Origin of the sequence: Mesorhizobium sp. B2-8-1 (assembly GCF_006440955.1) — a bacterium.
Classification (GTDB): domain Bacteria; phylum Pseudomonadota; class Alphaproteobacteria; order Rhizobiales; family Rhizobiaceae; genus Mesorhizobium.
Map to the genome: position 1 here is coordinate 326,636 of NZ_VFTX01000005.1, position 13,656 is coordinate 340,291.

Below are 13,656 nucleotides of genomic sequence, written 5' to 3' on the forward strand. Positions count from 1 at the left end.
CGATGGCAAAGGTTCCGCGCAAACAACGTCTGTCGGTCTATCTCGATCCGAGGGTCATGAGCAGGCTGGTCGAACATGCGGCGCGCCGTGATCTTTCACGGTCGCTCGTCGCCGAGGCGGCCATCGAGTCGTTCCTCTCACCCGATGCCGCCGAGCGACAGGAGGCGGCGATCACCAAGCGGCTCGACCAGCTCGATCGCCGCATGGCACGCCAGGAGCGCGATGTTGGAATTGCGGTGGAGACGCTCGCCGTTTTCGTCCGCTTCTGGCTGGCGACAACACCAGCGTTGCCCGAGCCCGCGGCGCAGGCTGCCCATGCCAAGGCGGGCGAGCGCTATGATGCCTTCGTCACCGCGCTCGGCCGGCGCCTGGCAAAAGGTCCAAAGCTTCGACAGGAAATCTCCGAGGATATCGATGGCGGCCTGGACACACTCCAGTCCGGCAGGCCCGCGGGCTAAATGGACGGGCGGACCGAAATTTTGCAAGCATCGATATCTCAAAACATATCAAAGCGTTGGAATGATATGTTGTCATAGGACACGCTTCGCTTTGCCGACCTGTCGAGGTTGGCAAAGGAGAACTAGACAGTCGCAGGGTGGGGTCGCTTATACCGGAACCATGTTAGGCGCGGAATCCGCAATTTAAGATCCGTGATTCCAGGACCACGCCTTCATGAGCTTCCATGAAGACTTGGAAAAAATAGCCGTCTGAGCCGAACCAAGTATTTTCAGTGGCTAGGCGGTGTCAGGGTTTTTCGTTGAAAATTATAGTCTGTATGCTATAAGGCAAGGGGAATGAAAAACCAAAAGCCCGCTGTATGGATGGGGTCGTCGAAGGCCGACCTGCGCGAGTTTCCGCTCGATGTTCGCCGGTTGATGGGTGTCGCAATCAACGACGCCCAGAATGGTGAGGAGCACCCGGCTGTCAAAGCCCTGAAGGGGTTTGGGGGCCGCAGCATCCTCGAGGTGGTCGACGACTTCGACGGAGATACCTACCGGGCCGTCTATGCGGTGCGCTTTGCCGGGGTGATCTACGTGCTTCATTGCTTCCAGAAGAAGTCGAAGAAGGGCAGGGAGACACCCAAGCACGAAATCGATCTCGTGACGGCGCGATTGAAGGCAGCCGAGGCGCACTACCGCGAGAATTATGGGAAAGGAACAAAGTCATGACAGAAGACATCACCGCCGAAGTGAGCAGCGGCAACGTGTTTGCGGACCTCGGCTTTGACAATCCCGAAGAGGAATTGCTCAAGGCCAAGCTGGCCCGCGAGATCCGCGCCATTATCAAGCGCCGGCGTCTGACCCAGGCCAAGTCGGCTGAACTTCTCGGAATGAAACAGCCCGACGTCTCCGCGATCGCCACCGGGCGCACGGGCAAGTTTTCAATAGACAGGCTGGTTCGCTGTCTGGACCGGCTCGACTACAAGGTCGACGTGGTGGTCCGCCACAAGCCTCGACGGTCAACTCGTGCTGAAGCCGCTTGATCAGACGGCTTCGCCGACGAGGGCACAATTGAGGGCGGGCGCCGCCCTTACTGAAGATCGTCAGCCTTGATTACAGGTCGGCACCGCCAATTTCCTGTATTTGCACGCTACGCCACTACGCCTCGATATAGGTGTTGAAACCACTCGAGATGCGGCTCTCTTAATCATCCCCGTCCAGGGGCCGCCGATGTTCCCCGGATCGAAACGGGGACAGGATGGCAGCTTCGCATCACAGTTCAGAAGGTCTGGCGCGCGGCGCACGCATGTTGCGCACAGCGCTCGGACCCGCGATCGCGAGCTATCTCGACGATGCGGGCGTAGTTGAAGTGATGCTCAACCCCGATGGGCGCTTGTGGATCGATCGCCTGTCCGAGGGGTTGTCCGACACAGGAGAGCGCCTGTCGGCAGCGGACGGCGAGCGCATCGTTCGCCTCGTTGCTCATCATGTCGGTGCCGAAGTCCATGCCGGCGCCCCGCGCGTCTCGGCCGAGCTACCCGAGACGGGGGAGCGGTTCGAGGGGCTTCTTCCTCCCGTCGTCGCCGCGCCTGCCTTCGCGATCCGCAAGCCTGCCGTCGCCATCTTCACCCTTAAAGACTATGTCGCGACCGGAATCATGTCGGCGCAGCAGGCGGACGCGCTGCGCCAGGGCGTTGCCAACCGCGCGAACATCCTGGTCGCGGGCGGCACATCCACGGGCAAGACCACGCTGATCAACGCGCTGCTGGCCGAAGTGGCCAAGACCCCCGATCGCGTCGTCATCATCGAGGATACGCGCGAACTGCAATGCGCAGCACCCAATCTCGTAGCGATGCGCACTAAAGACGGCGTCGCGTCGCTCTCGGATCTCGTTCGTTCGTCGCTGCGGCTGCGCCCCGACCGAATTCCGGTCGGCGAGGTGCGCGGGGCCGAGGCGCTCGAACTGCTCAAGGCCTGGGGCACCGGCCACCCCGGCGGCCTCGGCACGATCCACGCCGGCAGCGCCATTGGCGCGCTGCGCCGGATGGAACAGCTCATCCAGGAAGCCGTCGTCACGGTTCCGCGCGCGCTGATCGCCGAAACGATCGACCTGGTTGCCGTCCTCTCCGGCCGCGGCTCCGCGCGCCGGCTGTCCGAACTCACCCGTGTCGACGGCCTTCGCCTGGACGGCGATTACCGGGTCGCGCCAGCCGTCCTTGAGGGCGACGACAGCCCGACCTTGCCCATCCAAAGCCCAAAAGGAGAAAATCCGTGATCCAACGCCTGCGCCTTGCGCGCCATCGCCTCGCCATGGCCGTTTCCGTTCCCACGCTCATCCTGGTGATGGCCGCGCCCGCTTTTGCCTCCGGCTCGTCGATGCCGTGGGAACAGCCGTTGCAACAGATACTCCAGTCGATCGAAGGACCGGTCGCCAAGATCATGGCGGTGATCATCATCATCGTCACCGGGCTGACGCTCGCCTTCGGCGACACGTCGGGCGGCTTCCGCCGGCTCATCCAGATCGTGTTCGGCCTGTCCATCGCTTTCGCGGCGTCGAGCTTCTTCCTGTCATTCTTCTCGTTCGGCGGCGGAGCGCTGGTCTGATGGCTGGTGCTGTCGAACACGGAGGCCCAATGCCGGACTACGCAGTGCCGGGTTATGCGGTCCTCGTGCACCGCGCGCTGACCGAGCCGATCCTGCTCGGCGGCGCCCCGCGCGCCATTGCCATCATGAACGGGACGCTCGCGGGTGCCGTGGGGCTGGGGCTGCGTCTCTGGCTAGTCGGCATCGCCATCTGGGCGATCGGCCATGTTGCCGCCGTCTGGGCCGCCAAGCGCGATCCGCTTTTCGCCGACGTCGTTCGCCGGCACCTGCGCATCGCGGCGCATCTCACGGTCTGAGGGGGGCAATTGGATGATGAATCTTGCCGAATATCGCAATCGTAGCAGCCGGCTCGCCGACTTCCTGCCCTGGGTGGCATTGGTCGGCGCCGGAATCGTCCTCAACAAGGACGGCAGCTTCCAGCGCACCGCGCGCTTTCGCGGTCCTGATCTCGACAGCGCCGTGCCGGCCGAACTGGTCGCCGTCGCCGGCCGGCTCAACAATGCCTTGCGCCGTCTCGGCTCCGGCTGGGCAATCTTCGTCGAGGCGCAGCGCCATGCCTCGACCCGCTATCCCGACAGCCACTTTCCGGATGCGGCCTCCATGTTGGTCGATGCGGAACGAAAGGCGGGCTTCGAGGAGACCGGCGCGCATTTCGAGTCCAGCTACTTCCTGACGCTCACCTATCTTGCGCCCGCCGAAGACACCGCGCGAGCGGAAAGCTGGCTCTACGAAGGTCGCGTGAAGAAGGGCCTCGACCCCAACGCGGTGCTGACCGGGTTCACTGACCGCAGCGACCGCGTCCTGGACCTTGTCGAAGCCTTCATGCCGGAGTGCCGCTGGCTCGATGACGCCGAGACGCTGACTTATCTGCATGGCTGCGTCTCGACCAATCGTCATCGTGTCCGCGTTCCCGAAACGCCGATGTATCTCGACGCCATGCTGGCCGACCAGCCGCTGACCGGCGGGCTCGAGCCCCAGCTTGGCGCGTTGCATCTGCGCGTTCTCACGGTCACGGGTTTCCCGACCGCGACCACGCCGGGTCTGCTCGACGAACTGAACCGGCTGGCGTTTCCGTATCGCTGGTCGACACGCGCGATCCTGCTCGACAAGACCGACGCGACCAGGCTGCTGACAAAGATCCGGCGTCAATGGTTCGCCAAGCGCAAATCGGTCGCCGCCATCCTCAAGGAAGTGATGACCAACGAGGCGTCCGTCCTCGTCGACACCGACGCCGCGAATAAGGCCGCCGACGCCGACATGGCGCTGCAGGAGCTCGGCGCCGACTATGCCGGCATGGCTTACGTCACCGCCACGGTGACGGTGTGGGACGAGGATCCCCGCGCCGCTGACGAAAAACTGCGGCTCGTCGAAAAGGTCATCCAGGGCCGCGATTTCACGGCGATCATCGAAACCATCAACGCCGTCGACGCCTGGCTCGGCAGCCTGCCGGGTCATGTCTACGCCAACGTCCGTCAACCTCCCATCTCCACCCTCAATCTCGCCCACATCATCCCGCTTTCCGCGGTGTGGGCGGGGCCGGAACGGGACGAGCATTTTGCAGCGCCCCCTCTGCTCTTCGGCAAGACCGAAGGCTCGACCCCGTTCCGGCTTTCGCTTCACGTCGGCGACGTCGGCCATACGCTGATCGTCGGCCCGACCGGCGCGGGCAAGTCCGTGCTTCTGGCGCTGATGGCGATGCAGTTCCGCCGCTATGCGGGGTCACAGGTTTTCGCCTTCGATTTCGGCGGTTCGATCCGCGCGGCCGCACTCGCCATGGGCGGCGACTGGCATGATCTCGGTGGCGATCTCAGCGATGGCGCGATCGACAGTGTCAGCCTGCAGCCGTTCGCCCGCATTCACGATGTCCCCGAGCGCGCCTGGGCCGCCGACTGGATCGTGGCGATCCTGACGCGCGAGAATGTGACGATCACCCCTGAGGTCAAGGAGCATATCTGGACGGCGTTGAGTTCGCTGGCCTCCGCGCCTGTCGAGGAGCGCACCATCACCGGTCTGGTCGTGCTGCTGCAATCAAATGATCTCAAGCAGGCATTGCGCCCCTATTGCGTCGGCGGTCCCTACGGCCGGTTGCTCGATGCCGAGCGCGAGCATCTCGGATCGGCGTCGGTGCAGGCATTCGAAACCGAAGGGCTGATCGGAACGGGTGCTGCGCCCGCGGTCCTGTCCTATCTCTTCCATCGCATCGAGGACCGGCTCGATGGCTCGCCAACCCTTCTTATCATCGACGAGGGCTGGCTTGCGCTTGACGATGAGGGTTTTGCCGGCCAGCTCCGCGAATGGCTGAAGACACTGCGCAAGAAGAACGCCAGCGTCATCTTCGCTACGCAGTCGCTCAGCGATATCGATGGCTCTGCGATCGCGCCCGCGATCATCGAGAGCTGCCAGACCCGGCTTCTGCTGCCGAACGAGCGCGCAATCGAGCCGCAGATCACGTCGATCTACCGCCGCTTCGGCCTCAACGACCGGCAAATCGAGATCATCGCGCGGGCGATGCCCAAGCGCGACTATTACTGCCAGTCCCGTCGCGGCAACCGGCTGTTCGAGCTCGGCTTGGCGGATGTGGCACTCGCGCTTTGCGCCGTATCCGCGAAGACCGACCAGGTCGCGATCGCCCGCATCGTCGCCGAGCATGGCCGCGACGGTTTCCTCGCTGCCTGGCTCAACCACCGTGGCGTCGGCTGGGCCGCTGAACTCGTTCCCGCACCAACCAGCCCCGCCCTCACCAACAAGGAGAAGTCCCCATGAAAATGCCCCGTTCCGTTGGCATGCGGTTCGCCGCCGCGCTGCTTGCCGCTCCCGTCGCGCTCTCGCCCATGCTGGCTACACCGGCACAGGCCTTGATCGTTTTCGATCCCACGAACTATACGCAAAACGTCCTGACGGCAGCGCGCTCACTCGAGCAGATCACCAACCAGATCACCTCGCTTCAGAATGAAGCGCAGATGCTCATCAACCAGGCCCGCAATCTCGCAGGCCTGCCATTCTCATCGCTGCAGCAGCTCCAGCAGTCGGTGCAGCGGACCCAGCAGTTGCTCGGGCAGGCGCAGAATATTGCCTATGACGTCGAGCAGATCGATCAGGCCTTCCAGCAGAAATACGGCAACGTCTCGCTGTCGGCTTCGGATCAGCAACTGGTCGCCGACGCGCGCTCGCGCTGGAGCAACACGGTTGGCGGCCTTCAGGACGCCATGCGGGTGCAGGCAGGCGTCGTCGGCAACATCGACACCAACCGCAGTGAGATGTCGGCGTTGGTCGGCCAGAGCCAGGGTGCGACCGGAGCGCTTCAGGCAACACAGGCCGGCAACCAGCTGCTCGCGCTTCAGGCGCAGCAGCTGGCCGATCTCACCGCGGTCGTCGCAGCGAACGGTCGGGCGCAGGCGTTGCAATCGGCCGAACAGGCCACCGCCGCCGACCAAGGCCGCGAGCAGCGCCGCCGCTTCCTGACGCAGGGCTCGGGCTACCAGCCCGGCGGTGCGCAGATGTTCTATGGCAAGAACTGAGGCCGGCACGATGGATGGCAAGATCCTCGCTCGCATCGGCGCGGTCGTCTTTATCGCGGTTGCTTTGACAGTGACCGCAATCGAGATGAGCAGCAGGGACGATGGGCCTGCCGCCCTTGCGACGCGGGACCGTTCTATCGCGTCACAAGACCCACTCGCGGCCGAACTGCGCCGCTGTTCCGGGATCGGCGAAGCCGGTCCTCGCGATCCCGGCTGCCTGAAAGCGTGGGTAGAGAGCCGGCGCCGGTTTCTCGGTCAACGTGACTCGGCAACCGCGCCTGCTCCGGTTACCCCGACGACGCTGTTCCCTGACTTGCCCGCGTCAGCGGACCCAATCCGGAAAGAAGGAGGGCGGGCGGATGTGACCGCTCCCGCGATGCAGGTCGAGCCGCCCCGGGCGGAGGCTCGCTGACATGGGCGGCATGGGCGTCATCGATCATTTCCTTGAAGTCTTCACGCGCTACATCGACGGCGGCTTCGGCCTGCTCGGCGGCGAGGTCGGCTTCATCGCCACGACCCTGATTGTTATAGACGTGACGTTGGCGGCGCTCTTCTGGTCCTGGGGGGCCGACGACGACATCATGGCGCGCCTCGTCAAGAAGACGCTGTTCGTCGGCGTCTTCGCCTATCTCATTTCCAACTGGAACAATCTCGCCCGCATCGTCTTCGAAAGCTTCGCCGGGCTTGGCTTGAAGGCCTCCGGAACGGGTTTTGCCGTCGGGGACCTCATGCGCCCGGGCAAGGTGGCCCAGACCGGACTCGACGCCGGCTGGCCCTTGCTGGACTCGATCTCGAACCTGATGGGCTATTGGTCCTTCTTCGAGAACTTCATCCAGATCGCCTGCATGTTCTTCGCCTGGGCGCTGGTGCTGCTCGCCTTCTTCATCCTGGCAATCCAGCTCTTCGTCACGCTGATCGAGTTCAAGCTGACGACGCTCGCCGGTTTCGTGCTGATTCCCTTCGGTCTGTTCGGCAAATCGGCCTTCATGGCCGAGCGGGTGCTTGGCAACGTCATCTCGTCCGGCATCAAGGTGCTGGTGCTCGCCGTCATCATCGGCATCGGCTCGACCCTCTTTTCCGAGTTCACCGCAGGCTTCAGCGGCAACACGCCGTCGATCGACGATGCCATGGCGATCGTGCTGGCAGCGCTGTCGCTGCTCGGCCTTGGCATCTTTGGACCGGGCATTGCCAACGGTCTCGTCTCCGGCGGCCCGCAGCTCGGCGCGGGCGCGGCGGTCGGCACCGGGCTCGCCGCCGGCGGCATGGCAGCAGTGGGCGCTGCGGCCGCCGGCGCCGTCATGTCCGGCGGCGCGGCTGCCAGCGGCGGTGCTGCAGCGGCGGCCCGCGGCGGTGCCGCGACCGCGGGCAGGGCATCCACAGCCTACGGCCTCGGCGCGGCCGGAGAGTCTGGCTTTTCCGGCGTCGCATCCGGGCTCGGCGGTGTCATGAACGCGGGCGCTCAGGGCGCCATCTCACCGCTGAAGCGCGCGGCCAATAATGCGGCAGGCAGCATGAAGCACAGCTACCAGTCCGGCGCTCGCGCTGCCTTCGAGACGACGGGCGGATCATCCACCGCAGGCACAGTCGGCGCGAGCGCTGCCGAAGCCGGCTCCGCTCCCGCCGCGTCCTCCGCCACCGAGAGTCAGCCCGCCTGGGCGAAGCGCATGAAGCGCTCGCAACGCATGACCCATGGCGTTCAGGCCGCCGCCCACGCTGTTCGCAGTGGTGACAGCCATGGCGGCGGCTCCTCGATCAACCTCTCTGAAAGAGACTAAGCATGTTCAAACGACCGTCCACGCACTACGGCAAATCCCCACAACCCGAGACGCCCTACCAGCGCGCTGCCCAGGTCTGGGACGAGCGCATCGGTTCCGCTCGCGTGCAGGCGCGCAATTGGCGTTACATGGCCTTCGGTTCCCTGGCGCTCGCCGCCGGGTTCTCCGCCGCGCTCGTCTGGCAATCCGCCAACGGCTCGATCGTGCCCTGGGTGGTGCAGGTCGATCGTCTCGGCCAGGCGCAGGCTGTCGCCCCTGCGGTCGGCGACTATCAGCCGAACGATCCGCAGATTGCCTTCTACCTGGCGCACTTCATCGAACAGGTGAGGTCGATCCCCGCCGATCCAATCATCGTGCGGCAGAACTGGCTGCGCGCCTACGACTTCACGGCGCAGGGCGGGGCGCTGGCACTCAACGACTATGCGCGCGCCAATGACCCATTCACCAAGGTCGGCAAGCAACAGGTCGCCGTCGACGTGTCGTCGGTCATCCGCGCATCGCCGGTGAGCTTCCGCGTCGCCTGGGTCGAACGCCGCTATCAGGACGGCTCCCTCGCTTCCACGGAGCGCTGGTCTGCGATCCTCACAATTGTCGTGCAGCCCCCGCGCGACGCGGACGCGCTGAGGAAGAACCCGCTCGGCATCTACATCAACGCTATCAACTGGTCGAAGGAGCTTGGACAATGACGCCCGCACTCTTCAAGGCCGCCCACTGGGGGTGTCCAACTTTCCTCATCCACGCAGTGCCGGCTTTCCGCAAGATAGCCTTTCCAGCACTTCTGCTTTGCACTTCGGCGCTTGCAGGCTGTGCCACCAGGCAGAAGCCGCCGGAGATTTCCTATGACGATCCGGTGCCGGCCGTGCAGGCCGTCGATCCGCCCCCGCCCGTCAAGGTGGTCGAGTTGTCAAAGCCGCTGCCGCTCCCAGGCCAGTTGAAGCCGGTCGGCAAGGACGCAAAGCCCGAGCCGGAACCGACCGATCCGACCGCGCGCGTGAACCTGGCCAATGCGGCCGCGCGCGTCCAGCCGGTGCGCAACGGCTTCATCAACTCGATGCAGGTCTATCCATTCGTCGATGGCGCCCTCTATCAGGTCTATGCCTCGCCTGGGCAGATCACTGACATCGCGCTCCAGCCCGGCGAGCAGCTCGTCGGCTCCGGTCCCGTCGCCGCCGGCGACACCGTGCGCTGGATCATCGGTGATACCGAGAGCGGTACGGGCGGGACCAAGCAGGTCCACATCCTGGTCAAGCCGACGCGCGCTGAACTGATAACCAATCTCGTCATCAATACCGATCGGCGCACCTATCACATGGAACTGCGCTCGACGCCGTCGACCTATATGGCGTCGGTTTCCTGGCAATACCCGCAGGACCAACTCATTGCCTTGCGCCGTCAGAACCAGGAGGCCGAAGCTGCACAGCCGGTCTCGACCGGCATCGATCTCGCTCGTGTCAATTTCCGCTACCAGGTGACAGGCGATCGCGCACCGTGGCGGCCGTTGCGCGCCTTCGACGATGGCAAGCAGGTGTTCATCGAGTTTCCGCGAGGCATCGGCCAGGGCGAGATGCCGCCACTTTTCGTGGTCGGGCCGGAAGGCGACACGTCCGAACTGGTGAACTATCGCGTGCGCGGCAACTACATGATCGTCGACCGGCTGTTTGCCGCCGCCGAGTTGCGCTTCGGCGCAGGCAAGAACCAGCAGCGCATCCGCATCTCACGCACCGATGGGGTTAGGAGCAGTCGATTTTCATGGATGCGTGGCCCTGGTGAGACCCCGCAAGCGACGAACCTCCGAACAGACAGCGGAGGGTCGCCATCATGAGCGACAGATTGAATCCCGGGAAGGAAGAAGGCCGGGGACCGATGAATGACGCCCGGCCGGAGGCGCCGGTCGAGGAAGACGCCCGGCCGTTGACAGGCGAGCCGGCCGCGGCCATGCGGCTGCGCGCCGAGCCGCCGCGCGTGACGCGTCTGTCGCGCAAGGCGCTGGCCGGATTGGGGCTCGCCGCAAGCCTAACTGTCGGCGGCGCGCTGATTTACGCACTTCAGAACCGTCAACAAGGGCAGGGGCAGGAGCTGTATTCGACCGACAATCGCTCGACGCCCGATGGGCTCGCCGGCCTGCCAAAGGACTATGCGGGCGTTCCGAAGCTTGGCCCACCGCTTCCCGGCGATCTCGGCCGCCCGATCCTCGCCGCACAGAATGGCGGCCCCGCGCCATCGACAGGCCCCATCGGCCCGGACCCGGAGGAGCAGCGCCGGGAGCAGGAACTGGAAGCGGCGAGGACCGCGCGACTGTTCGCGTCCACGCAAACGCGGCCTGCGGGTGAGGCGACTGCCGCTCAAGCCACGACAGAGACCATGCCAAGGCCCGATCTCGCCAGCCTTGGCCTCGCGCCGCAGCCAGCGACGCCCTCGGCGCAGGACCGCCAGCGCGCATTCCTAGATCAGCCACCGGACAAACGCACCGTCTCGGCCGATCGCGTCGCGGCGCCGGCGTCGAAGAACGTCCTGCAGGCGGGCGCGGTCATCGCAGCCGCCCTCATCACCGGCATTCGTTCCGACCTCCCGGGTCAGATTACCGCGCAGGTGACGGAGAATGTCTATGACAGCCCCACCGGACAAATCCGCCTCATTCCCCAAGGGACGCGCCTCATCGGCCAGTATGACAATGGTGTCGGTTTCGGCCAGCGTCGCGTGTTGCTGGTCTGGACCAGGCTGATTTTTCCGAACGGCCGTTCCATCGTTCTGGAGCGTGAGCCCGGCGCGGATGCCGACGGTTATGCTGGTGTCGAGGATGGCGTCGACTATCACTGGGGCGAACTGTTCAAGGCTGCAGCACTTTCCACGGTTCTGAGCATCGGGGCGCAAGCAGGCTCATCGGGCGAGGAAAGCGACGTCGTGCGCGCGCTGCGCCAGGGCGCTTCGGACAGCATCAGCCAGACAGGACAGCAGATCGTCCAGCGGCAGCTCAACATAGCGCCGACGCTCACCATCCGACCGGGATTCCCGGTGCGCGTCATCGTCACACGCGATCTCGTGCTCGAACCTTACGGAGGCTGAAAATGGCCAAGCTGAAACTGGGACCAATCGCCGACGACAAACCCGTCAAGGTCATGGTGGAACTCCCTGCGGCACTGCACCGCGATCTGGCTGCTTATGCCGAGATCCTCGGTCGCGAAGCGGGCCAACGGCCAGCCGATGCGCCGCGCCTCATCGTTGCGATGCTGGAACGGTTCATTGCGACGGATCGGGGCTTTGCCAAGGCAAAGCGTTCGGACGGTGGTTAGAGGCCGTACCACTGAGGCGAACCGGGTCAGTCGCGCCTCCCAGTCATGGCGTGACTTCAGAAATCGCGCCGCGGCGTTCCGTACTTCCTGCATTGACGGGGGTAGGCCCGGGTCGCGTTCCTGTCACCATATTTCTTGCGGTCCCAACCAGCCGCAAAAGCGCGCGCTTTGGGTTCGATTCCAGCCACACTGCCTTGATCGAACTGATGCTGCTCAGGCCACTGATGGGTTTCCACACCGTGGCGTCGATAGCGACTGTGCTGGCAAAACCCTCGCCCGCCAGAGTCACGCCTTGACCGAGTTGCACCTTGAGGATGACCGTTGCTTCGCTGGCGCGACATATCTGGACAGTGGGGCCACCATTCGCAGCGATATGCTCCATCAAACCCAGATCCTGCGGCGATCCGCTTGAAACCAGCAGGCACGTATCTGCAAGATCTGCCCATGTGATCGCAGGCCTCTTGGCCAGCGGATGGTAACAGGGCAGGAGAACGAACAAGCGCTCGTGCGCAAATATCTCGCTACGGCATAATGCGGCGTTCTCAAGTCCATGCGTAAAGACGATGTCGAGGCGCCGGCGGCGTATAGCCGCCAGGCATTGTTCGACTGGAACGTCTTCGATCGCGACGCACACGTCCGGATGCAAACGGCCAAAACGATCGATGAGACGTGCCACGAACGTGCGCCCCATCTGGGCGCATAACCCTATCCTGACCGTTTTGGCATCCTGGTGACCGCGACTACTTCCGGCCAGGGCATCGCGCAAGCCTTCATAATGAGCGCGGACAAGGTCGACCCAGTCCCGACCCGCCTCGGTCAGCCGAACGCCATGGACGTCGCGGTCAAACAACTGCATGTCCAGCAACTGCTCCAGCGCAACGATGTTGCGGCTGACACAGGATTCCCTCACTCTGAGAACTCTTGCAGCCTGCCTGAGGCTGCCATGGTCGACAGCTGCGAAGACATGGTCCAAACGGCGGAGCGTGTTGTTGACCTGTCCCAAGGCCCCGGAGCCTATTCCTGCCCGGCGGCGCGGCTCACCGGCAGGGTCGGATACAAGCTGGTTTCGTAGACATACTCGTGCGGAATGGCTGGCGTGGCCAGCTGGGAGAGGTACCGGTTCAGATTTTCCTCGCTATTGCTCGCAGCGAGGCTACAGAAATTTCCGCTGTTCCAGGTCAGGGCGCAGTGGCTGAAATGCGCGTGTATTGCGTCAGCCATCTGCGCCAAAGTGACCTCATTGCCGAACATCGTATCCAGAACGAGGGTCTGCTTCTTCTCGATTTCGTCTGGGGGAAAATAGCGCGCCTTGAAGCCAAAATCCTTCTGGTATTCGCGGCGCCGGTAATCCGGCTCCTCGGCAGCCCGGAACTTCTCGACGAAGACGAAGATTCCGTCGTGCTTGAGGTGCTGGGTCACGAACTCGATCTGGCTTGCTCTGTTTGGCGAGTACATCTGAAAGGTCGTATCTTCGAGAATAATATCGAACCCGTGCGCGAAATTTGCCAGTCGCGGACCCGAGCTCAGGACGTCCTTGGTCAACTTATGGAAGGGGCCAATGAAGAAGTCGGCGTGCGATGGTTCGCCATAGGCCATGAAGCTTGTGTAGTTCTCAGCGTTTGGGCTGCACGACAGCGTGCGTATCTGTCCCTCGGACAGTTCCGACAACGTTCTCGCCATCGTGCCTTCCGCCGTTCCAAGGCTGTATAGCGAAAGCGGAGCGCCACGATGACGGGCATATTTCAGCACTGTGTAGGCCATCCGACACTCTTCCTCTAGTCTGTAGGGAATGCTGCCGTGGTAGTGCTGGTCGAAAAAACCTTGTCGTGCCGCATGCAGGGCAACCAAGCCGCGCAGCAGTTCATCGCTCGGCAGAAGGCGGGCGTCGGCGATGGGCTTGCGGATTGGCATCCCGCTCTTCCCGGCCGCGGTCGCCGCGAAAAAGCCGGCGAGTCCGTTGATCCGCGGACCATGGTCGCACTCAGCCAGAAAGTCGTCGAGTCCACGCATCGCAGTATGCCTCCAGCAC

The 13,656-nt window shown here is 63.9% G+C and carries 16 protein-coding genes; 14 read left to right on the plus strand and 2 right to left on the minus strand.

Features of this window, described 5'->3' with window-relative positions:
- Window positions 1-2 precede the first annotated feature (2 nt).
- The 14 genes from FJ428_RS16110 to FJ428_RS16175 all read left to right on the plus strand — a co-directional run bounded on the left by FJ428_RS16110 (window position 3) and on the right by FJ428_RS16175 (window position 11,627).
- Window positions 3-458, plus strand: coding sequence for a ribbon-helix-helix protein, CopG family (locus FJ428_RS16110; RefSeq protein ID WP_140879755.1), 456 nt, complete (start codon window positions 3-5; stop codon window positions 456-458).
- Between the two features lie 336 nt (window positions 459-794).
- Complete coding sequence (locus FJ428_RS16115; RefSeq protein ID WP_224518970.1) at window positions 795-1,169, plus strand: type II toxin-antitoxin system RelE/ParE family toxin; 375 nt, start codon at window positions 795-797, stop codon at window positions 1,167-1,169.
- The gene (locus tag FJ428_RS16120) at window positions 1,166-1,483 is read left to right on the plus strand and encodes a helix-turn-helix transcriptional regulator (protein ID WP_006338687.1); all 318 of its coding nucleotides are present in this window, start codon (window positions 1,166-1,168) and stop codon (window positions 1,481-1,483) included. Before FJ428_RS16115 ends, FJ428_RS16120 begins: the two co-directional genes overlap by 4 nt.
- A 215-nt stretch (window positions 1,484-1,698) precedes the next feature.
- Entirely contained in the window at window positions 1,699-2,715 is a 1,017-nt protein-coding gene (trbB, locus tag FJ428_RS16125) for a P-type conjugative transfer ATPase TrbB (RefSeq protein WP_140879756.1), read from the plus strand.
- A gap of 35 nt (window positions 2,716-2,750) precedes the next feature.
- Window positions 2,751-3,044 (plus strand): TrbC/VirB2 family protein, encoded by a 294-nt coding sequence (locus FJ428_RS16130; protein WP_246675782.1) that lies wholly within the window; start codon window positions 2,751-2,753, stop codon window positions 3,042-3,044.
- A gap of 29 nt (window positions 3,045-3,073) precedes the next feature.
- Window positions 3,074-3,340: a VirB3 family type IV secretion system protein gene (locus tag FJ428_RS16135; RefSeq protein WP_140879758.1), complete on the plus strand. Its 267-nt coding sequence runs from the start codon at window positions 3,074-3,076 to the stop codon at window positions 3,338-3,340.
- 13 nt (window positions 3,341-3,353) lie between these two features.
- The gene (gene trbE / locus FJ428_RS16140; protein WP_140879759.1) at window positions 3,354-5,807 is read left to right on the plus strand and encodes a conjugal transfer protein TrbE; all 2,454 of its coding nucleotides are present in this window, start codon (window positions 3,354-3,356) and stop codon (window positions 5,805-5,807) included.
- The gene (gene trbJ / locus FJ428_RS16145) at window positions 5,804-6,562 is read left to right on the plus strand and encodes a P-type conjugative transfer protein TrbJ (RefSeq protein ID WP_140879760.1); all 759 of its coding nucleotides are present in this window, start codon (window positions 5,804-5,806) and stop codon (window positions 6,560-6,562) included. Before trbE ends, trbJ begins: the two co-directional genes overlap by 4 nt.
- Window positions 6,563-6,572: 10 nt before the next feature.
- On the plus strand, window positions 6,573-6,974 hold the full coding sequence (gene trbK-alt / locus FJ428_RS16150) for a putative entry exclusion protein TrbK-alt (RefSeq protein WP_140879761.1): 402 nt from the start codon (window positions 6,573-6,575) through the stop codon (window positions 6,972-6,974).
- 1 nt (window position 6,975) lies between these two features.
- Window positions 6,976-8,337, plus strand: a complete 1,362-nt coding sequence (gene trbL / locus FJ428_RS16155) for a P-type conjugative transfer protein TrbL (protein ID WP_140879762.1) — start codon at window positions 6,976-6,978, stop codon at window positions 8,335-8,337.
- 2 nt (window positions 8,338-8,339) lie between these two features.
- A complete protein-coding gene (gene trbF, locus FJ428_RS16160) occupies window positions 8,340-9,023 on the plus strand; it encodes a conjugal transfer protein TrbF (protein WP_140879763.1) in 684 nt (227 codons plus the stop codon).
- Window positions 9,020-10,159: a P-type conjugative transfer protein TrbG gene (trbG, locus tag FJ428_RS16165; protein WP_224518971.1), complete on the plus strand. Its 1,140-nt coding sequence runs from the start codon at window positions 9,020-9,022 to the stop codon at window positions 10,157-10,159. The genes trbF and trbG overlap by 4 nt, the downstream gene beginning before the upstream one ends.
- Entirely contained in the window at window positions 10,156-11,400 is a 1,245-nt protein-coding gene (locus tag FJ428_RS16170; RefSeq protein ID WP_181167314.1) for a TrbI/VirB10 family protein, read from the plus strand. The genes trbG and FJ428_RS16170 overlap by 4 nt, the downstream gene beginning before the upstream one ends.
- Window positions 11,401-11,402: 2 nt before the next feature.
- Window positions 11,403-11,627: a DUF2274 domain-containing protein gene (locus tag FJ428_RS16175; RefSeq protein ID WP_140879764.1), complete on the plus strand. Its 225-nt coding sequence runs from the start codon at window positions 11,403-11,405 to the stop codon at window positions 11,625-11,627.
- Between the two features lie 43 nt (window positions 11,628-11,670).
- On the opposite strand, the gene FJ428_RS16180 is transcribed toward FJ428_RS16175, so the two are convergent.
- A complete protein-coding gene (locus FJ428_RS16180) occupies window positions 11,671-12,630 on the minus strand; it encodes a LysR family transcriptional regulator (protein ID WP_140879765.1) in 960 nt (319 codons plus the stop codon).
- An 11-nt stretch (window positions 12,631-12,641) separates the two neighbouring features.
- Window positions 12,642-13,637, minus strand: coding sequence for a class I SAM-dependent methyltransferase (locus FJ428_RS16185; RefSeq protein ID WP_140879766.1), 996 nt, complete (start codon window positions 13,635-13,637; stop codon window positions 12,642-12,644).
- Window positions 13,638-13,656: the final 19 nt, after the last annotated feature.